Here is a 20,190-nt window from a genome sequence, read left to right on the forward strand (position 1 = left end):
TCCGGCAGGCACGTCCTCAGGCGACTTCGCAAGAAGTAGAGGAAGCAGCCAGGATCATCGATGCTCGGTTCAGACCTTGGTACGACCAACCTGGCCCCCCGTCCCACGTGCCGTACTCGTCGAGCAGCGCCGAGGAAGCTGCTCTGGCGGAACTGCAGCGGCTCTTTCCGGGCCTGAAGTAGGAGGCAACGCGGATGAGTTCTCCTACAGAGCTACCTGGCCTGGCGCGGCTGATGGAGGTCTGCCGCCGACTCAATGTAGAGCAGAAGGTTGCGCTTCCGGGCCATACCCCGCTGGCAACCGGGACACTGATCGAGGGACTGCCGCTCGACCCGGTGCTTGCTGCTGTCTATTCCCGCTTGGGCTATGCCGCGTTCGCCACGGACGTAGCGGGGTTCATCCTCCATCGATCTGACGACGAGGAGCGACAGCTGGAAGCGAAGAACCAATGGTGGCGTGAGGGTTACCGGAATCAACTGGCTCTCCCCACCGTCATCTTCGCGGGGGAGCCATTCATGGCCTACCACTTCGCTACGGTTCCAGGCTTGGCGGATGCCCAGGGGTACCAACCCGTGGTCTGGGTGGACGTCTACGCCGAACCCTATGCCATTCCCATGGCCTCGAATGTGGACAGCTTCTTCGATGTCTACTCCCGCTACCTCGAGGCCTTGCTGGCAACTCCAGGGTTTAAGAAGGGTGAGGTGCCGCTTACTTTTCCATGGGAGGTGCAGGGTCTTCATGCACGTGACACGCGACTTGTGGAGTTGATCCGAGAGGGCCGCTTCGATCCGCTGATGCCCGGCATGGAAGAGCGGGCCTGGGCACTCAAGGTCGTGAGCGCCAGTGACGCTCGTCATTAAGCTCCCTCAATCCTCTGAGGAGACGAGATCGAAGACGAAGAGGCCGATGCCCACCGTGCTCAGCGCCCCGCCCACGCCCAGCAGCACGTTGCCGGTGCGCGCATAGCGGCCTGACTTCTCGTGGGCCTCCTGCGCCGCCGGGTACCGCGCGCACCCCCGATCCGGGCCCGTGCACGGCGCGATGCCGTCGAGCGCACCGCGAGACAGCCCCCCCGCCACCAGCGAGCCCGCCAGCGCGAGCGCCCCCACGCTGAAGGTGACGTACGAGGCCGCCCGCAGCCCCTTGCCACGAGAGGCCGCCCGCGCAACGCCCGCCGCAACCTCCTCGGGAGGTGTCAGGCGCAGGCGCGCGCCCTCGGGCACCAGCTCCCGCGACAGGGAGGCCTCCCCCGAGGGCAGCAGGAGATCCACCTCGTGCGGACCCGCCGTCACTGGAACCACCGCGCCAGAAGGCGCCACCGCGCGGCCATCCACCCTCAAGCGCGCCGAGTCCGCCGCCACCACCAGCCCGCCCCACCCCTTGCGCACAAACGGTGGCACCAGCGCGGCCACCACCGGCCGCAACGCCCCCTTCAGCTCCGCCGTCGCCGCGCCCGACACCCTGCGCCGTGAGGTGCTCCCGGCCACCCCCTCCACCCACGTGGCCTCCACGTCCACGGCGCCTCGCCGGGCCGGCGTCACCAGCAGGAACAGGCCCTGCTCGGCCTGAGCCTCCGAGAGCAGCTCTCGCAGACACGCCTCATCCCCACAGCGGCGGGACACTCCCGACACCGGACTCACCGTGAGGGCCGACAGCTCGCGGGCCAGCTCCACACCCGCCCCGAGCACGAGCTGGGCCTCCAAGCTCCCGAGACCTCCTCCATCCAGGACACGCACCGACAGGCGCTCGGCGGCCGACGCGGGCAGGGCTAGCAACAGGGGGAGCAGGCGCAGGAGCGGCTTCACGGGACCTGACTCTAGACCAGGGACGCGCCAGCTTGAGAGGTGATGCCTGCCTACGAAGGAGGACACCATGGCGCATCCACTCCAGCTCATCTCCCCCCGCTTCCAGGAGGGAGAGCCCATCCCCATCGCCTTCACCTGCGAGGGAGAGGACAAGGCCCCGCCCCTGCACTGGGGCGAAGTCCCTCCCGGCACCCGCAGCCTGGCACTCCTGGTGGACGACCCGGACGCGCCGGATCCTCAGCGCCCACAGCGCACCTGGTGTCACTGGATCCTCTACAACCTCCCGCCGGGCACGCGAGGCCTGCCCGAGGGCGCTACCCCCGGCACCCTGCCCGCCGGCACCCGTGAAGGCCTGAATGACTGGCATCGCGCTGGCTACGGCGGGCCCTGTCCTCCCATCGGCCGCCACCGCTACGTCCACCACCTGTATGCCCTGGACACCGTGCTGCCAGACCTGGGCTCGCCCACTCGCGCCCAGCTCCTCAAGGCGATCCAGGGGCATGTGCTCGCAGAGGCCCAGCTCATCGGGACGTACGAGAAGACCCACCCCCACGTCAGCGCCTGAGCCTCGCGCGGCCCGTCCACTCCCACCCCGTTTTCCCCTGGGTGGGGGTGACTTCCACTCGACGGCCGAGGGTGCAATGGTTCCCGCTCGTGACGACGTCCAACGAAGCCGGCGCGCAGTACCGGCACTTCGACGCGATGCCCCTCGGTCTTGGGGTCATCCGCGAGGGGCGGTTCGTCTATGCGAACGCGTCGATGCTCACGCTGTTGGGGCGCACGGCCGAGGAGGTGCTCGGCCGCTCCCTCCCTGACATCGCCATCACCCCCTCCAGCAACGAGTTCGTCGTGGATCGGCACCTGCGCCGCATGCGCGGTGAGCAGGTGCCCGCGGTGTACGAGTTCGCGCTGACCACCCCCGCAGGAGAGAAGCGGCGGCTGGAGATCTCCGTCACCGTCGAGGGCCAGGACGCGGTGGTGCTGCTGCGAGACGTGAGCGCCCGCGCCCACCACCGCAATGTGCTCCAGCGCATGGCGGAGCTGGGCGCCGGGCTGCCCGGCATGCGCACCGAGCAGGAGGTGCTCACCCGCGTCTTCGACGGGCTCGCCGAGCTGGGGTTCACCTTCGCCTACTTGATGCCGCTGGGCGGCCAGGCCCTGCTGGAGCGGCTGTACGTGCCCCCCGAGCTCTCCCAGGAGTCCGAGGACACCGCCTGGGCGGAGGGCCTGAGGCTGACGGGAACCTGGTCCCCGCTGCTGGAGCGAACCTGGAAGGAGGGCTCGGCCTATGATGCCGAGTTCGCCCAGGAGGCCTCCCGCTTCGCCAAGGGGGAGATCTCCGACGAGGTGCAGGCCCGCCTCAAGGACGCCGGGCTCCATATGATCGGTGTCCGCATCGAGGTCAGCGGCATGCGCAGGGCGGTGCTCGTGCTGGGGGCGCCCTGGCTGCGCGAGGAGGAGCTGCCGCCGCTGCGGCTCTTCGGCGCCCAGGTGTCCGCGGCGCTCGACGCGGCGCTCACCATCTCCCAGCTCTCCGCGCAGAACATCGCGCTCGCCGCGCTCAACCGCCTGGCCTCCACGGCGGCCACGGCCCAGGAGCCACGGGACTTCTTCGGGCCTGGCGCCAAGGAGATCACCCGCCTGCTGGGCTGCGATGCCCTGGGCCTCTTCCTGCGCAAGGATGGCTTGGAGGAGATGGAGCTGGCCTACTCGCAGGGGCTGGACGAGCTGAGCGCCGACTACTACGGGCGCATGCCCACGCGCGGCAGCCTCTCCGGCCAGGCGATGGAGCAGGGCTCGGCCCTGGTGCTGGAGCTGGAGGCGTGCACCGGCTTGACGCGCGAGCACATGGAGCGCCTGGGCTACTCCACCGTGGCGGTGGTGCCGCTGAGGGTGCGCTCGCGGCTGGTGGGCACGCTCGTGGTCGCCTTCCGTCAGCGCCGCGGCTTGACGCACCTGGAGCGAGAGACGCTCCAGGCCATGGGTGCTCACTTCGCCGCCGCCACCGAGTCCCACCGGCTGCTCACCGAGGTGCGCCGGCGCGCCGATGACATGGCCCTCATCCACGAGGTGGGCCGCAACATGGTGGCCACGCTGGAGATGGATCTGCTGATGCGCATCGGCGTGGAGGGCCTGGCGCTCATCGCCCGCGCCCCGGACGCCTTCCTGCTCATGCTGGATCCCACAGGCCAGCGGCTGGAGGTCCGCGCCTCCGTCCACAAGCCGGAGCTGGTCGGGTACTCCCTGCCCGCGTGGCCGCCGGACAGCTCGCTCTCCGCGCAGGCGCTCCAGACTCGCATGCCCATCATCATGGAGGACGCACAGAAGGAGTCCGGCCTCCACCCGGATGGCCGCAACCTCATGGGCGTCACCGCCGGGCTGGTGCTGCCCCTGGTGGTGAGAGATCGCGTCCTCGGTGTGGCCTTCATCACCGAGACGCACGGGCCGCGCCGCTTCACGGGCTCGGAGGTGGAGCGAGCCTCTGCCATCACCAACCAGCTCGCGCTGGCGCTGGAGCAGGCCCGCCTCATCGAGGACCTGAAGAAGAGCTACGAGGAGCTGGCCCGCACGCAGGAGCAGCTCGTCCAGCGCGAGCGGCTCGCGGCGCTGGGCGAGCTGGCCGCGGTGGTGGCCCACGAGGTGCGCAACCCCCTGGGCGCCATCTTCAACTCCGTCTCCTATATCCGCCACTTCATCGGCCCCGACAGCCCCGCCCTCCCCATGGTGGACATCCTCGGGGAGGAGGCGGACCGGCTCAACCGCATCGTGGATGATCTGCTGCACTTCGCGCGGCCGCCCTCGCCCTCGCTCACGCCCGTGCCCCTGCAGCGGCTGCTGGAGGACTCGGTGCGCGCGGCGCTGGTGGACGCCCCGGCGAAGATCGAGGTGGCGTGGCGGGTGCAGGCGGAGGTGCCGGTGCTGGTGGACGAGCGGATGATCCGGCAGGCCTTCCTCAACCTCGCGCTCAACGCCGTGCAGGCCATGCCGAAGGGGGGCACCCTGAGGGTGAGCGCGCAGCGCGCCCCAGGCCCCACGCCCGAGGTCCAGGTGGAGTTCAACGACAGCGGCGCGGGCATCCCCGCGGAGCTTCGCGCGCGCATCTTCGAGCCCTTCTTCACCACCAAGGCCAAGGGGACGGGGCTGGGGCTGGCCATCGTCAAGCGCATCGTCGAGTCCCACTCCGGCAGGGTGGTGCTCGAGTCCGAGCCAGGCCGGGGCACCACCTTCCGGCTCTTCCTGCCCTGCGAGCCCGAGGCCGCCCTTCCCCTGGCGCAGGCCGACAGTCCCTGACGCCAGCCCTCACCCGCAGGGCTGATCCGGCAGAGGCTCAGCCCCTGTCCTTTTTTCGGACAGGACTGGAGCGTGGATTATCCAGTGTTCAAGGTTTCCCGGATTTGGTCCCAAGAGGCTGTTTTCTCAAGGGAATTTCGAGAGAGCCCGGTTTTGAAGCCAAATACTTACATTCCGATCAAAACCGAATGGAGCAGCCATGTCTTAGTCACCAAAAAGGCTACCTTGTCGCCAGGGGCTTCTGACTCCTAGTAACTCCAGGGCCTTACGTTCAAGGCCTCCCTTGGCAAGGGCTGGCACGATGCCTGCTTAAAGGGAACGCGAGCCCCCACTTGCCCCCGATGGGGGAGGAGAGCCCCCGGATGAACCCTTTCACTCTGAAGCGGTTGCAGGCAGTGACCCTGAGCTCCTTCATGATGCTGGCTGCGGCCGGCTGTGGGGGCGAGACGACTCCCGATGAGCAGCCCATTGTCGAGGAGCCCATCGTCGAGGAGACCTGGGACGCCGAGCAGGAGGCGACGCTGCTGAGCACCGCGCACGGCGCGTTCCTGTTCACCAAGGAGACCTTCAAGGGCAACGGGCGCACCTGCGCCACCTGCCACACCCTGTCCACGGGCGGTCTGACGCCGGCTCAGGCCAAGGCCATCTACGCGAAGAACAAGAAGGACCCCCTCTTCCGCGCCATCGACAGCGATGACGGCACCGGCGCCAGCTACAGCAAGCTGCTGAATGACGCGACGGTCACCGTGGACCTCGCCCTGCCGGCGAACATCCGGCTCGCCGCCAACCCCTCGGCCCGCAGCGTGAAGCTGCGCCGCGGCATCCCCAGCACGCTCGACGCCCCGCGCTTCGACAGCATGATCATGTGGGACGGCCGTGAGGCGACGCTGCAGAACCAGGCGCTCCACGCCGCTCAGGGCCACGCCCAGGCGGGCCGGCAGCCCACGCAGACGGAGCTGAACGCGATTGTGGACTTCGAGAAGGTGCTCTTCTCCTCGTCGGCGATGATGAAGTACGCGCTCACCGGCACGCCGCCGCCGCTGCCCGCGGGCAAGACCGAGTCCGAGAAGCGCGGCAAGGCGTGGTTCGCGGAGACCGGTGTCTGCGGCAGCTGCCACTTTGGCCCGCTGCTCAGCCAGATGGCCGCTGGCAACCCGATGGGCCTGCCCGCCGGTTCCCCGTTCGCCATGACGTTCGTCTCCGAGTTCAACCTGGCCAACAACCCCACGCAGGAGTACATCGTGACCAACCCGGATGGCACCGAGACGCGCGTGGTGTCGCCTGACCCGGGCATGATGCTGGCGACGGGCTCGGCGCAGATGGCGGGCCTCTTCAAGATGGTCTCGCTGCGCAACATCAAGAACACGGCGCCGTACTTCCACGACAACTCGGCCAAGGACCTCAATCAGCTGATGGTGCAGTACCGGGCCGTGCTGAACTTCCTGGGCATCCCGTTCACGGAGCAGGACATCGCGGACATGATCGCCTACCAGAAGCTGCTGTAATCCCCCCAGAGGAGCGGGCCTCAGCGCACCCACCGTGCGCAGGCCCGCAGCCCCCACCTCGCGACCCGGCGCATGAGCCCCATGCGCCGGGTTTTTGTTTTCAGTGCTTCCTCCGGCGCGCCCCAGTCGAAGGCCCGGAGCCGAGGAAGGAAGTCCTGCCGCACGCACCCCTCCAGGCTGAAGACGTGCAGGTCCTCGCACCGGCGCCTGGCCAGCCGCAGATCCCGGGAGAGCTCGTCCCAGGACAGCGGTGGTGCCGCACCGGCGCCCGGGAGCTCGACTCCGCCGCCCGTGCTGCCCACGCCGATGGAGCCCGCTTGGGCGCCGTAGCTCTCCAGCAGGCTCACGCCATGGGGGCGCACGAAGCTGGAGTAGAGCATCAGCACCTCTCGGTCCGCTGACAGATCCACGACGCCGAGCAGCCGCTGCAGCACGGTGGTGCCTGCCTGACGCTCATCCACGATGAGGGGGAGCTGGTAGGTGTCCACCCGGTAGCCGTCCTCGCGGATGCGCGCCACCAGCGCCTCGTACGCCTCCCGGGCCCTGTGCAGCCGCTCACCCTGCCGGAGCCTCCGTAAGAGTGCGGGGAGGTAGCGCCAGCGCTCGGCCAGCAGCCTCCGCAGCACGTGGAGATCCGGCTCGATGTCCAGACCTACGCCGTCCCAGCGCAGGCCGTGTGCGGCCGTCCACTCGCGGAAGGCCTCGTAGCGAGCCTGGGCCTGCGGCGCGTTGTCCAGGTTGAACCAGTAGCCCTGCTCGGCGGGCAGCAGCTGCCAGGCGATGACGGGGATGCCGGCCTCGTGGAGCCGCCGGACCACGGCAGCTCGCTCCGCGCCGAAGTCCAACAGGCCCAGGCTGACGGAGGCCCTCAGCGCCACGAGGTGCTCGAGCACGGCCGGGTCCTCGAAGAGGGCCTGCAGCGGCCCGGCGCCCAGCTCGCAGAAGAAGGTGAGGCGCGGAGCCTTCATGTCTCGGACTCCCGGCAGCACCTCCTGCGAACGTGCTGAGACGTGTAGGACTCGGTGACGAGAGGCATGCCTGGGTGCGCCAGCGTACCGCCTGGAATGAAGGCTTGCAGAAACACCGTGTCCGAAGCACCTTGGCCCACCGCGAGGCTGGCCAGGGCGCGTCTCGCCTGAAAAGCTCGTGCACAACCTCGTTCTCGCAAGGAGCCGGTCAATGAAGTTCAGCCTCAACCCCGCGACAGAGAGCGCGCTCTACCTGACCCGCACCTACCCCACGCCGAAGGACAAGGTGATGAAGGCGTGGATGGATCCCGCAGCGCTCCAGAAGTGGTGGGGCCCCATGGCGGCGGTGGACTGGACGCCCAAGATCGGCGGCACCTTCCGGTTCGACTACCCGCTCGTCGCAGGTGACAAGGGCGCCGTGGTGGGCGAGTTCCGGGACATCTCCGAGGACATGCTCGTCCTGTCCTGGGTGGGTGAGGGTGGGAAGAAGGGCCTGGGTGGGACGCTGGTGACGGTGGAGTTCCGCAAGGTGCCCAAGGGGACCGAGCTGGCCCTCACCCACGAGTTGCTGCCCACGGGGGCCGCGCGCGACGTGCAGCGCACCGAGTGGCTGGGACGGCTGGAGCGGCTGACCCAGGCGCTGACCTGACGGGCGAGAGACAGGACGGCCCGGCCGACAGGAAACCGTCCTGATTTGAAGAGCTTGGCACACAGAGGGTAAGAGTCTCGCCGCTCGACGTCCCCTCTGTGAGTGCTAATGACTGTCCCCCCAGATGCCGATGAGGCCGTTGCCCGTCGGCTGCACGAGCTGCTCGCCCGGCAACGGCGCTGGCTGCTCATCCAGGCCCGTGCGCTCTGCCGCAATGCGGCAGATGCCGAGGATCTCACCCAGGAGACGATCCTCCGTTTCCTGGCCACCTTCAGCCAGGTCAACCACCTGCCGGACGAGCACGTCTGCGCCACCTGGCTCGTCACCACCCTCACGAACTGCTTCTACGATCAGCTCCGCAGGCAGCGCACCCGGGACAGAGGCGCGTCGGAGCTGGCCCGGCAAGAGCACCAGGTCGACCCCGAGCCTCCCGCCAAGTCCCTCGCCGATCGCGTCTCCGACGAGCAGTTCAGCTCCGCCGTGCAGGCCTTGAGCCCGGTGGCGCGCACCACGTTCGAGCTGCATGCCCGGGGCCGGAAGTACAAGGAGATCGCCCAGGAGCTCGGCGTCCAGGAGGGCACCGTGGCCAAGCGGCTCCACGATGCCCGCTCGAGGCTCCGCAAGCTGCTCGAGCCCCTCATTCAGCTGGGAGACAACTGATGTCCGCGCACTGTGAACGAATCGAGCGCTTCGCGGATGGTGAGCTGGCTCCCGAAGAGGCGGAGGCCTTCCGTGAGCACCTGCTGGACTGCGCCCGCTGCAAGGCCGAGCTGGGCAGCCTCCTGCAGCTCAAGATGATGGCCTCGCGCCACGTGGAGCGGCAGCCGCTGGCCGCGGTCCCCGCTCCCGCCCGCCGGAGCTTCTCCCGCTGGAGTGTGGCGGCAGCCGTGGGAACAGCCTGTGCCGCGCTCCTCGCCATCGGGGTGTTCGTGCGGAGCGGGAGCTCGCGGACCGATCCATGGCTCATGAGCGAGCCGGAGCGGCGGCTTGAGATGCGCCTGGCCATCGCGTCCGCCGATCGGCACCGGCCCCTGTCGGCCCGGAAGATGGGGCAGGAACCCTCGAAGAGCGGGAAGCTCCCGCTCGAGGCCCTCACAGAGCTCGAGCGGAACGATGATGCCGCGGGGCTGGCCGCGGCCTTCCTCGCGAGGAACGACAGGAGCCTGGTGGAGCAGGCTCAGGCCTACCTCGCACCCCTGCCGAGCACTCCGGAGAACGAGACCCTCCGGGCCACAGCCCTCCTCATGAAAGGGGCCCCGCAAGAGGCGCTCCGACACCTGGAGCTCGCGCTCGCCCAGGCTCCCCAACTCCCCCAAGCGCTCTGGAACAAGGGCCTCGCCCTGAGGGACCTCGATCTCCCGGAGTCCGCGGCCCTCGCCTTCCGCGAGGTCGCCGAGCAGGGAGAGCCTGGGTGGGCGGAGGAGGCGCGCCAGCACGCCGAGGCGCTCGAAGCCGAGGAGCAGGCGCGCATCCAGCGGTGGAAGGCTGTCGTCAGCGCGAGTCAGGCGCTCGCCACGGACGGCACCCTGCCTCCCGCCGAGATCCTCGCCGAGCGCCCGCCCATCCTCCGGCTGCACTTCTATAACGCGGTGCGCACCCGCACTTCCCGGGAGCAGGTGCAGGCCCTCCTTCCTCTGGCGCGTGAGCTCGATCAGCAGGCGGGGGGAGGCGAGGTCCTGGCCGGGTACGTCGAACGCATCGCAGCGCGAGACTTCGCGCGCCGGGCCCCTCTGGCCCAGGCCTACGCCCAGCTCCGCCAGGGCACCCTGCCTCCCGAGCAACTCCAGGCGCTGATCGCGGAGCTGCTCCGCTCCCCCGAGGATGACCTGCTCATGGGTGTGCTCGTCTACGCCAAGGCCGTGGCCAGCCACCTCGAGGCCTTTGAGGCGAGGGCCGAGGCGAGCCAGGATCCCTGGTTCCAGCTCCTCGCCGCCCAGGAGCGCGCGGCAGCCCAGCTGGCGCGAGGGCAGGAGGAAGAAGCCCGGCAGACGCTCCTGGGTGCCCACTTGCTCTGCGCCTCTACGCCCATCGAGTACCGCTGCGAGCTCATCCGCCTGAACCTCTCCGCAATCCAGACCCGGCAGCTGCGGCTGGATGAGGCCTGGACACTCACGGAGCAGGTCTGGCGGCACGCCCGTGCGACGAACAATCGGGGCACCGCGGAAGAGGCGCTGGCCCGGCTCGCGCAGCTCGCGCGGCTCCGGAACGATGGGCCGCTCACGCGCGCCTGTTTCACGGAGCTCCTCGCTCGAAACCCGCCAGAGGACAAGGCGTTCGAGCGGTTCGCCCATCAGACCCTGGCGCACCTCGCGCTGAGCGAGCTCCGCTTCGAGCTGGCGCGCGTGGAGATCGATCGGGCGATGGCCACCGGCCTGCCCCTGACGTATGGCGGGGCCATGGCGTTGGCGGACATCTCGCGGCGGCGCCCAGCCCCAGGGGACGAGGCCGCGATGCACCGGGCGTTCGCGGAGGCGCCAGCCACCCTCAAGCCGGTCCATCGCTGGATGCTGCGGCATGCGCTGGGCCGGTTCACCATCGAGCGAGATCGCCAGAAGGGCCGGGCCCTGCTCGAAGAGGCGCTCCAGGGTGTGGAGTCCGCGGGCCTGCTGACACAGGAAGAGGATGCCCAGAAGCTCAAGGCCTATACCTTCACCTCGCTCATCCTCGATGCAGCCAAGAGCGGAGACTACGGCGCGGCGCTGGAGCTGTTCGGCCGGGAGCAGAGCAGTCCCCTGCCTGCGCGATGCCTCGTCGCCGTGACAGAGGACAGCGAGCGGAGCCTGCTCATCGTCCGGGGAACTTCGGGTCAGATCCTGGGCTCCTACGAAGGGGCGCGGCGGACCCGGCTGCCCGAGGACCTGAGCGGCTTCGTGCCTGGCGAGGCCCTCACCGCGCTTCAGGGGTGCGAGAAGGTGGAGGCCTTCGCCCGACCTCCCCTGCAGGATCGGCCCGGCCTGCTGCCGACAGAGCTGGCCTGGAGCTATCGGCTGCGCGCGGGGCTCCCCACATCACCCCGGACGGAGCGGGCAGTCCACCTGGTGGTGAAGGACGTGGCGCTCTCCCCCGAGCGTGTGCAGACCCTGGGGCGGCTCAACGCCTGGAAGGCGGCCTTTGGCCCCACCGAGGAGCAGAAGGTGCTCATGGGCACGGAGGCGACTCCTTCCCGGGTGCTCGCGGCCATGCGGGACGCCACGGAGATCGACATGGTGACCCACGGCATCATCACCTCCTCCCGGTTCTCCTACCTCGTGCTCGCGCGGGAGGGCTCGAGCGACGAGCTGCGAGCGGGCCACATCCAGGCACAGCGCCTGGAGGGAGCGCCGTTGGTGGTGCTGGCTGCCTGCCGGGCCGCACGCGGCGCCTACATCCTCCACGAGCCCTCGGGTCTGCCTGCGGCCTTCATCCAGGCGGGGGCTCGGGCGGTCATCGCCGCCACGGAGGAGATCCCGGATCTGGAGGCGGCCGAGTTCTTCAACGCCGTCCGGGAGCGGATCCGCCAGGGCAGCACGCCGGCCTCAGCGCTGCGGGATGAGCGGCGCAAGTGGCTCGCAGAGAACAAGGGCCAGCAGTGGCTCAAGGGCGTCCTGCTCTACGACTGAGGCCAGGTAAGAAAACAACGCCAGTGACGTATCCTGGTACGAAGCACGTCGATTCACTTTCAACGAGTGAGGCCTGAGTCATGAACGAGAACTCCCCTTCCAAGTCGCAGGACCCGCAGATCCAACCGGAGAATCCGGGTACGCAGCTACCAGAGGAGTCCCAGGTCCCTGAAGATCCCCCTCGCACGCCGATCCCGGAGCCGATGGGCCCACTCGGGTCCAACACTCCTCAGGGCAGGAGCAAGCCCGCGAAGTAAGGAATCGCGGGCACTGCGTCCCATTCATCGAGGCGCGAATGGGTCGCGCCTCAATGAGGAAGGGATGGCCGAGAGGCATCGGCCCCCTGGAGTGGTGACTTGATGCGTTCGAATCACAACAAGGGTTTCAAGGCTGTTCTGGTTGCCTCGTTCCTGTCCATCACGCTGGGCGCTGGAGCCGCCCACGCGGACGTGTATGACGACACGCACCAGGGCTGGACCTACAGCAACGAGTGGGGAGCCGTCTCAGGCGGCGTCTATTCCGGTGCATACAACGGCACGCTCCATCTGACGCAGACGCCTGGCTCGGTGGCGACGTTCACCTGCCTGAACTCGTCCTCCTTCGACCTCTACATCACCACGGCTGCCAATCGCGGCAGGTTCATGGTCTACGTGAATGGCAACTCGATCGGTTGGGTCGACGCGTACTCACCGACGACGCAACGGCAGGTCCTCGCGCTTGGCGGCGGCTACTGGGTGGGTTTCACCGGAAACTTCTCCGTCACCATCGTGAGCATGGACACCAAGTCCTCTGCGTCTACCGGGTACTTCGTCGACATCGACGCCATCGAGTGCTGACGCGTCCCAGCCTCACCTTCCGATGACTTGAGCGGCGGGCCCGGCTCGTGCGAACGCGGCGACGCGATCCACGAGCACGGGCCACGTCCGCTCCAGCAAGTCGTTGTGACGCGCGCCCGGAATGGTCTCCATCGTCGCCTGGGGAAACAGGCGCCCCAGCCGCTGGCCCATCTCCACGGGGATGACCTCGTCCTGAGCGCCGTGGAGGATGAGCACCGGCACGGTGATGCCGGGCGCCTTCGCCGCGTTGTCGAAGCGATCCCTCACCAGCAGCCGGGTAGGCAGGAACGGGAAGGTGAGGTTCGCCATGTCCACCACGGAGGTGAAGGGCGCCAGCAGCACCATCCGCGCTCCCTGGCCACGCTTCGCCATCTCCACCGCCACACCCCCGCCCAGGCTGCGGCCGCTCAGCACCGTGGACTCAGGCCCCACGCCCGAGGCGCGCAGGTCCGCCAGCGCCACCTCCGCGGCCCGGTACAGCCCCTCCTCCGTGGGCACGCCGGGGTTGGTGGCGTAGCCCGGGTACTCCACCGCCAGGAACCCCAGTCCCCGCTCGTTCAGGGCCTCGCCCAGCTCATCCAGGTACGCGAGCTGCTCTCCGTTGCCGTGGAAGTGCACCATCGTGGGCATGCCCGGCTTCGCGGGCAGGTGCAGCACGTCCACCACCGGCCCCCCTGGCGGTGAGAGCCGCCGGAAGCCAGGCCTCTGAGGCAGCTCCTGCGACGGGCTGCGTGGTGCCGGGAAGAGGACAGAGCGCTGGACGGCGAAGGCCGCCCCCATCAACCCGAGGTAGCACAGCGCGATTATCGAGACGAAGATCACCAGCACGCGCTTGATCCGGATCATTCTTGTCCTGCTCTAGGAATGGGCGAGCAGCCACACCACGCCAAAGCCCAGGGCGCATGCGCCCACGAAGAGGCCCACCGCCACCCAACCCCTCCACCGCCAGTCCGTCTCGCCTGTCTCCACAGCCGGGACGGGGTCCTCCTCCTCGTCCTCGATGGCGCGCACGAGCTGCGGCCGGCGTGCCTCCACCATCCCCACGGTGGGGTCATTCTCGACGTCCAGGCCGAAGCTGACGCGGGCCTCACGTGTCTCGTTGCGCCGCAAGGGAGGCGGCTTGACCGCAGGGCTCGCTCCCGAAGGGTCCTCGCCGGGGACATAGTCTTCGGGCGCATCCAACCCACTGTGCTCGAAGGCGAGCGCGGTGGGCGGCGCCAGCCTCGCGGAGATGGCCTGCTCGGTGAGCGCGCGCGAGGGCTCCTGCTCCAGCAGCTCCGCGAGCACCGCGTCCTCCTGCGCCTTCTCCTCGGCGAACGCCTCGCGCATGAGGCGCGCCACGTCCGCATCCCCGATGCCAGGCGCCAGCTTCTCCTTGAGCCGGGCCAGCTCCGCCCCGAGCGCCGCGGCGTCCGGGAATCGGTCTCCGGGCTCGACGGCCAACGCGCGCATCAGCAGCGTGTCCAAGGCCAGTGGAAGGCCGGAGCGCACGCTGCTGGGCGGATCCCACTTCGGGTAGGCCGCGCGGCGCCAGCGCTCGAGCGGATCTCCCTTCTGCGGCAGGGCCTTCCAGGAGGCCAGCTCCCAGAGCACCACGCCCGCCGAGTACACGTCCGCGCGCCGATCCACGAACTTCTTCCGCGCCTGCTCCGGGGACATGTACGTGAGGTTGCCAATGACGACCCGGGGTGCCGTCTGCTGCTCCTTCAGCGTGGACTGCGAGGCGCCAAAGTCGATGATCTTCAGCTCACCGTCATAGGAGAGGCAGATGTTGGCGGGGGACAGGTCGCGGTGCACCAGGTGCAGCGGCTGGCCCGCGCCATCCTTCGCGTCATGGGCGTAGGCCAGGCCCTCGCAGAGCCGCTTGCCGATGTGAAGGAGGATGCCCAGCGGCATGAGCTTGCCGCGCTGGCGCATGCGGTGGGCCAGGCGGCTGAGCGTCTTGCCCTGCACGTACTCCATGGAGAGGTAGAGCTGTCCCTCCACCTCGCCCATGGCGTAGACGCGGGCGATGTTGGGGTGCTGCAGGTGAACCACCACCCGCGCCTCGTCCCGGAAGCGGCCGAGGAACTGCTTGTTCTCCATGAGCCGCGGCAGCACCTTCTTCACCACGCACGCGCGGCGGGGGGAGTTCTCGCGGGCCAGGTACACCTCTCCCATGCCCCCGGCGCCAATGCGGCGCGCCAGGGTATAGGGACCGAAACGGAAGGGCCCGCGCTGGGGCTCCGGCTCGTGGGGATCAGCCAAGCGCGCGGAAGGCCTTGCGAGCCGCGGCGAGGATGTGGGCCACCTCGGGCTCGCCGATGGCCAGCGAGACGAAGGCCGCCTCGAACTGGCTCGGTGGGAGGTAGACGCCCTCGCGCAGCATGGCGTGGAAGAACTTGGAGAAGCGCGCGGTGTCCGCCTTCTTCGCGCTGGCGTAGTCGTACACCGGGCTGCCGGTGAAGAAGACGGTGAGCATGCTGCCCACGCGGTTGAGGGTGATGGGCACGCCGGCCGACTTCGCCTCGGCCACCAGCCCCTCCTCCAGCATTCCGCTGATCTGCTCCAGCCGCGAGTAGGTGCCCGGCGCCGCCAGCGCCTTGAGGCACGCCAGGCCCGCGGCCACCGCCACCGGGTTCCCCGACAGCGTGCCGGACTGGTACACGGGGCCCTCGGGGGCAATCTTCGCCATGATGTCGCGGCGGCCGCCGTATGCGCCCAGCGGCATGCCCCCGCCCGCCACCTTGGCGAACGTGCTGAGGTCCGGCTGGAGCCCGTAGAGCTCCTGCGCTCCGCCGCGCGCCAGGCGGAAGCCCGTCATCACCTCGTCCAGGATGAGCAGCACGCCGTGCTTGCGGCACAGCTCCTGGAGATCCTTGAGGTAGTTGAGCTTGGGGATGAGCACGCCCATGTTGCCCACCACCGGCTCGATGATGGTGCAGGCGATCTCCTTGCCCTTCTCCGCGAAGATGCGCTCCACCGCTGCGAGATCATTGAAGGGCGCGGTGAGGGTGAGCTTGGCCAGCGCGGACGGCACGCCCGGCGAGTCCGGCAGCCCAAGCGTCTCCACGCCGCTGCCTGCCTTCACGAGGAACGGATCGCCCGCGCCGTGGAAGCAGCCCTCGAACTTGAGGATGTACTCGCGGCCGGTGAAGCCGCGGGCCAGGCGGACGGCCGCCACGGTGGCCTCGGTGCCGCTGGAGACCAGGCGCACCTTCTCCACGGAGGGCACGGTGGCACAGATGAGCTCGGCCAGCTCCACCTCTCCCGGGCTCGGAGCGCCGAAGGAGCTGCCGCGGCGGGCCGCGTCGATGATGGCCTCGACGATGGGCGGGTAGGCGTGGCCGAGGATGAGCGGACCCCAGCTCCCCACGAGATCCACGTAGCGGTTGCCATCCACATCCGTCATCCACGCACCTGCCCCCTCGCGGAAGAAGACGGGGTCGCCACCGACGCCTCGGAAGGCGCGCACGGGCGAGTTCACTCCGCCGGGGATACGCTCCTGGGCGCGGGTAAAGAGGGCCTTGCTCTGGGAGTGGTTCATGCCGCGCTGCATACCACACGCGCGCGACCCAGATCGCTCCCGCCGGGAGGAGTGCAGTGCTTGACTGCTGGATAAGAACCTCCCGTCAGCCGAGACTCGGCCCCATGATTCGCATGACTCAGCGCCGGACCCTCACTCTGGAGGCTCCAGAGGAGCCCGGACGTCCCGCGCACGTCTCCGCAGCCAGTGGCCTCGTGGCCACGGGCTCGTGGCTCTATGTCGTCGCCGACGACGCGCTCCACCTCGCTGTCTTCCCTCGTGAGGGCGCTGCGCCTGGGCGGAGCGTCCGCCTCTTCCCGGGCGAGCTGCCCCCGGAGCCCCATGCACGCAAGGCGGCCAAGCCGGATCTGGAGGCACTCTGCCTGCTGGCACCCTTCGCGGGCTGCCCGCACGGCGCACTGCTGGCCCTGCCCTCGGGCTCCACCCCAGTCCGGCAGCGAGGCGCCGTCCTGCCGCTCATGGCGGATGGCTTGCTGACGGGCGAGGCACGCCCGGTGGACTTCACGGTGCTGTATGCGCAGCTCAGCCGCGAGCTGGGCCCGCTCAACGTGGAGGGCGCGGCCGTGTCGGGAGCGCGGCTGCGGCTGCTTCAGCGCGGCAATGGAGACCAGGGCAAGGACGCGCTGGTGGACCTGGATCATGAGCGAGTCGTGCATGCACTAGCCGAGGGCCGGGACCCAGGCCCCGAGACGGTGCGGACGGTGCGGCGCTGGGAGCTGGGCCAGGCAGGAGGAGTGCGGCTGTCCTTCACGGACGCCTCGCCCTTGCCGGACGGGCGCATCATCTTCACCGCAGCCGCCGAGGACACGCGGGACTCCTATGCGGACGGTCCGGTGGTCGGCTCGGCGGTGGGCGTGCTGGCGCCAGATGGCTCACCGCTGTTCCTGGACATGGTGGACGCGAAGGTGAAGCTGGAAGGGGTGAGCGCGCACATCGAGGGCGGGCGAGTGCACCTGCTCATGGTGGCGGACGCGGATGATCCAGCCGTGGCGGCGCCGCTGCTGGAGGCAGTGCTGGAGGGCGTGTGTTAGAGAGAGGCCATGCTCGCGGCCTCACGAAACCTCTCGCTTGTCCTCGCGCTGTCCCTGGCCCTCGCTTGCAAGAAGGAGGAGCCTGCTGCTCCCGCTCCAGCCAAGGCACCGGCTGCGGCGGCAGCCTCCGCACCCTCGGAGGCAAAGCCTCGGATCGGGCTCGTCCTCGGGCTGGGAGGGCGTGGGGACCAGTCCTTCAATGACTCGGCGCTGCGGGGCTTGGAGCTGTGGGGCGCGGGCCTGAAGTACGAGGGCGCTGCCTACAAAGAGGCCTCGCCCGAGGAGCTCCAGGCCTCGCTCGGGCCGGAGCTGGCCCGGCGAGACCCGCCCATCACCCCGCTGGGCATCACCCCCTCCGTCGTGCAGAGCCGGGTGGTCGAGGACTACGAGCCCAACCTGCAGCTCATGGTGGATCAGGACGTGTCGCTCACGGTCGCCGTGGGCTTCATGCTGGAGAACGCGGTGGAGGTGGCGGCCAAGCGGAACCCGGGCAGGCAGTTCCTCTTCGTGGACAGCCCGCTGCTCACGCCCCAGAACGAGCCCTACACCCTGCCCAACGTGCGCACGGTCGTCTACCGCGCCGAGGAGGGCTGCTTCCTGGCCGGAGCGCTGGCGGGGCTGGTCTCCAAGGGAGGAAAGATTGGCTTCGTGGGGGGGATGGAGATCCCGCTCGTGAAGCAATACGAGGCCGGCTTCCGAGCCGGTGTGGCCGCCACCAACCCCCAGGCCACCGTCATCTCCAACTACACCGGCAGCTTCACGAACTTCGCGCTCGGCAAGCAGGTGGGGCAGGACCTCCTGGCCAAGGGCCCGGACGTCATCTTCGCGGCCGCGGGCGTGGACGGGCTGGGCGCCATCCAGGCCATCAAGGAGGCGCGCGATGCGGGCCGCGAGGTCTACGTCATCGGCGTGGACTCGGACCAGTTCCACCTGGCGCCCAAGGCGATGCTGACGACCGTGCTGAAGCGCGTGGACCTGACGATCTACGAGGGCGTGCGGGACCGCGTCCAGGGCCGCTTCCAGGGTGGCGCCCAGGTGCTGGGAGTGAAGGAGGGGGGCATCGCCCTGGCGCCGGTGCGTCTGGACTTCCCTGGCAAGGAGGAGGCGCTGCGCAAGGTCGACGCGCTGAAGGCGAAGCTCATCGCCGGAGAGATCCAGATCCCCACCCACCCCAGCGAGCTTCAGAAGACCGGCAAGCCTGGCCCTTGAGGGCAGCGCGGGGCTTCAGTCGCCGTGATCGCGCGAGGCTTCCTCGGCGGTGCCACCCACGGCCTCCACCGAGTTGCGCGGAGGACGTGGCGGCGCCCGGGCGTGGTCGAAGGCGACGGCCTTCTGGCCCACGGCCTCGGGGGTGGTGCGGGTGATGCGCTTGCGCGCGCGGGTGATGTAGTCCTGCACCAAGGAGGGATCCGGGTGCGTCTTGAGGGCCTCCACCCACTGCTCGATGGCCTTCTCGTTCTCGCCCGCATCCGCGCGGATCTTCCCCATCTCCACCAGGGCGTGCGGCGCCAGCTCCGAGTCCGGGAAGCGGGTGCGCAGGTCCGCGTAGACGCGCGAGGCCTCCTGGCGCCGGCCCTCCATCATGTGGACGGCCTGGGCCTGGAGGAAGAGGGCGTCATCCACGTAGGTGCTGGTGGCGAAGCGCTCGGCCAGCTTGCGCGCCTCCAGCTCGCACTGCGCGTAGTCACCCAGCTCGAAGTAGAGCTTGGCCACCTGGTAGTGCAGCTCGGCGCCCTGGGGCGGGTTGCGCTGCAGCGCGGCGGTGAGCTGATCGATGGAGCCGCGCAGGTCCCGGTAGTACATGCGCAGCAGCTCCGCGAGGATGATGCGCGCCTCGAGCGCCTCGGGAGACTCGGGGCACTGCTGGATGAGCTCCTTGTAGACGCTGACGGCCTCCTTCACCTTGCGCTGCTCCAGCCAGTACACGTCCGCCGCCCCCTTGAGGGCGCGGGCGCGCAGCACCAGCGCTGGAGCGGACTCATCCCTGCGCAGCATGTCGAAGGCCTTGCGGTACTCGACCAGGGCCTCATCCGGGCGCTTCTCGAAGACGGCATCCCTCGCGCGCTGGAGGTGGTCAGAGGCCGTCTCGCGGCAGCCCACCAGGGCCCCCAGCAGGGCGCACATGAGGAGCACCTGCCTCAATTGCACGCCTCCGGGATGACCTTGGTGCAGAGCGTCTCCTGGCACTTGACGCACTCCTGCTGCGGAGAGACGTCCGTGACGCAGACAGACACACGCGAGGAGCGGGGGCAGTCCTCGGCGGTGGTGCAACGATAGAAGCCGCCATCCGCAGCCAGGAGCGTCTCCTGCCGCGAGCCGCACACCTCGATGTCGTTGCATCCCAGGAGCCCGGCCGCCGCGGCGACGGCGAGCGCCCCACGCCAGAGGAGTCGCACGGGTCCCTTCTAGCCGGATTCGGGAGCCACGTCACGGATCGGACAGTCTGTCCGGCTGCTCGCCAGCCGAGGCCTGGAGGCCCGTGTGACGCGGCGCATCTGGTATTGCCTAATCCAAGGGAATCATTGGAGTGTTGGCCATCACCCCTCAGCGGCCGCTGCGCTCAGTTCTGGCTGCTCTGGACTGCCTTGCTGGAGGTGAGCACCGTGGTGTCCACCGAGGCCACGTGGCGGCGCCGCTTGAGCTTGCGCGCCTTCTCCAGCTGCTTCTCTTCGTGCAGGAGGATGGCCTCCACGTTCGCGTCCGCGTGCCTGCAGTGGACGGCCGACACGGTCTTGTGCCGCTCGCCCAGCTCCTGCCACAGGTGCACCCGCGCCTGGTTGCCCAACAGCCGCTCCTCCACGGTGTCGAGCGCTGAATCCATCTGCTGGCCCTCGGCCTCCAGCGCGGCCAGCCGGGCCTCGGCGTCCTGCGGCGGCTCGGCACACCCCGCCAAGAGTGCCAGCGTCACCATCCCCACCCCCAGGGCCAACCCCCGCTTCCCAACCATCGCCTACCTCGTCTCGCGCTGTGAGAGCGGCCT

Annotated in this window: 18 protein-coding genes; 10 read left to right on the forward strand and 8 right to left on the reverse strand. The window is 69.3% G+C overall.

Annotation, left to right across the window (positions count from 1 at the left end):
* The first annotated feature begins 194 nt into the window (after window positions 1–194).
* Complete coding sequence (locus VD972_RS21850; protein ID WP_324990006.1) at window positions 195–860, forward strand: hypothetical protein; 666 nt, start codon at window positions 195–197, stop codon at window positions 858–860.
* Between the two features lie 6 nt (window positions 861–866).
* On the opposite strand, the gene VD972_RS21855 is transcribed toward VD972_RS21850, so the two are convergent.
* Complete coding sequence (locus VD972_RS21855; protein WP_324990008.1) at window positions 867–1,805, reverse strand: hypothetical protein; 939 nt, start codon at window positions 1,803–1,805, stop codon at window positions 867–869.
* Window positions 1,806–1,872: 67 nt separating this feature from the next.
* Between VD972_RS21855 and VD972_RS21860 the strand changes: the two genes are divergently transcribed.
* The 3 genes from VD972_RS21860 to VD972_RS21870 all read left to right on the forward strand — a co-directional run bounded on the left by VD972_RS21860 (window position 1,873) and on the right by VD972_RS21870 (window position 6,601).
* Entirely contained in the window at window positions 1,873–2,370 is a 498-nt protein-coding gene (locus tag VD972_RS21860) for a YbhB/YbcL family Raf kinase inhibitor-like protein (RefSeq protein ID WP_324990010.1), read from the forward strand.
* An 89-nt stretch (window positions 2,371–2,459) separates the two neighbouring features.
* Entirely contained in the window at window positions 2,460–5,096 is a 2,637-nt protein-coding gene (locus VD972_RS21865) for a GAF domain-containing protein (RefSeq protein ID WP_324990011.1), read from the forward strand.
* 362 nt (window positions 5,097–5,458) lie between these two features.
* A complete protein-coding gene (locus VD972_RS21870) occupies window positions 5,459–6,601 on the forward strand; it encodes a hypothetical protein (protein WP_324990013.1) in 1,143 nt (380 codons plus the stop codon).
* A gap of 20 nt (window positions 6,602–6,621) precedes the next feature.
* On the opposite strand, the gene VD972_RS21875 is transcribed toward VD972_RS21870, so the two are convergent.
* The gene (locus tag VD972_RS21875; RefSeq protein ID WP_324990015.1) at window positions 6,622–7,569 is read right to left on the reverse strand and encodes a hypothetical protein; all 948 of its coding nucleotides are present in this window, start codon (window positions 7,567–7,569) and stop codon (window positions 6,622–6,624) included.
* Between the two features lie 211 nt (window positions 7,570–7,780).
* Here VD972_RS21875 and VD972_RS21880 point away from each other — a divergent pair, with 211 nt between their 5' ends.
* The 4 genes from VD972_RS21880 (at window position 7,781) to VD972_RS21895 (ending at window position 12,653) form a co-directional block, all read left to right on the forward strand.
* Window positions 7,781–8,218, forward strand: coding sequence for an SRPBCC domain-containing protein (locus VD972_RS21880; RefSeq protein WP_324990016.1), 438 nt, complete (start codon window positions 7,781–7,783; stop codon window positions 8,216–8,218).
* A 108-nt stretch (window positions 8,219–8,326) separates the two neighbouring features.
* Window positions 8,327–8,878, forward strand: coding sequence for an RNA polymerase sigma factor (locus tag VD972_RS21885; RefSeq protein ID WP_324990018.1), 552 nt, complete (start codon window positions 8,327–8,329; stop codon window positions 8,876–8,878).
* A complete protein-coding gene (locus tag VD972_RS21890) occupies window positions 8,878–11,817 on the forward strand; it encodes a CHAT domain-containing protein (protein WP_324990019.1) in 2,940 nt (979 codons plus the stop codon). Before VD972_RS21885 ends, VD972_RS21890 begins: the two co-directional genes overlap by 1 nt.
* Before the next feature lie 359 nt (window positions 11,818–12,176).
* On the forward strand, window positions 12,177–12,653 hold the full coding sequence (locus tag VD972_RS21895) for a hypothetical protein (protein ID WP_324990021.1): 477 nt from the start codon (window positions 12,177–12,179) through the stop codon (window positions 12,651–12,653).
* A gap of 12 nt (window positions 12,654–12,665) precedes the next feature.
* Here VD972_RS21895 and VD972_RS21900 read toward each other — a convergent pair whose 3' ends face one another.
* From VD972_RS21900 to hemL, 3 genes are read right to left on the reverse strand one after another with little or no spacing between them, the layout of a single operon-like run.
* Window positions 12,666–13,499 (reverse strand): alpha/beta hydrolase, encoded by an 834-nt coding sequence (locus VD972_RS21900; protein WP_324990022.1) that lies wholly within the window; start codon window positions 13,497–13,499, stop codon window positions 12,666–12,668.
* Between the two features lie 12 nt (window positions 13,500–13,511).
* Window positions 13,512–14,900: a serine/threonine-protein kinase gene (locus VD972_RS21905; protein WP_324990023.1), complete on the reverse strand. Its 1,389-nt coding sequence runs from the start codon at window positions 14,898–14,900 to the stop codon at window positions 13,512–13,514.
* Entirely contained in the window at window positions 14,893–16,179 is a 1,287-nt protein-coding gene (gene hemL, locus VD972_RS21910; protein WP_324990025.1) for a glutamate-1-semialdehyde 2,1-aminomutase, read from the reverse strand. The genes VD972_RS21905 and hemL overlap by 8 nt, the downstream gene beginning before the upstream one ends.
* Window positions 16,180–16,283: 104 nt before the next feature.
* Between hemL and VD972_RS21915 the strand changes: the two genes are divergently transcribed.
* Together VD972_RS21915 and VD972_RS21920 are read left to right on the forward strand one after the other, a co-directional pair.
* Window positions 16,284–17,210 carry a DUF6929 family protein gene (locus VD972_RS21915; protein WP_324990026.1) on the forward strand — a complete coding sequence of 309 codons (927 nt, stop codon included), beginning with the start codon at window positions 16,284–16,286 and terminating at the stop codon, window positions 17,208–17,210.
* A gap of 9 nt (window positions 17,211–17,219) precedes the next feature.
* The gene (locus VD972_RS21920) at window positions 17,220–18,419 is read left to right on the forward strand and encodes a BMP family ABC transporter substrate-binding protein (protein ID WP_324990027.1); all 1,200 of its coding nucleotides are present in this window, start codon (window positions 17,220–17,222) and stop codon (window positions 18,417–18,419) included.
* Between the two features lie 15 nt (window positions 18,420–18,434).
* On the opposite strand, the gene VD972_RS21925 is transcribed toward VD972_RS21920, so the two are convergent.
* From VD972_RS21925 to VD972_RS21935, 3 genes are all read right to left on the reverse strand, one after another.
* On the reverse strand, window positions 18,435–19,334 hold the full coding sequence (locus VD972_RS21925; RefSeq protein WP_324990029.1) for a tetratricopeptide repeat protein: 900 nt from the start codon (window positions 19,332–19,334) through the stop codon (window positions 18,435–18,437).
* 14 nt (window positions 19,335–19,348) lie between these two features.
* Window positions 19,349–19,606: a hypothetical protein gene (locus VD972_RS21930; RefSeq protein ID WP_324990031.1), complete on the reverse strand. Its 258-nt coding sequence runs from the start codon at window positions 19,604–19,606 to the stop codon at window positions 19,349–19,351.
* Window positions 19,607–19,770: 164 nt separating this feature from the next.
* Window positions 19,771–20,157, reverse strand: coding sequence for a hypothetical protein (locus VD972_RS21935; protein ID WP_324990033.1), 387 nt, complete (start codon window positions 20,155–20,157; stop codon window positions 19,771–19,773).
* Between the last annotated feature and the right edge of the window lie 33 nt (window positions 20,158–20,190).

Origin of the sequence: Hyalangium sp. (genome assembly GCF_035629615.1) — a bacterium.
Classification (GTDB): Bacteria; Myxococcota; Myxococcia; order Myxococcales; family Myxococcaceae; genus Hyalangium.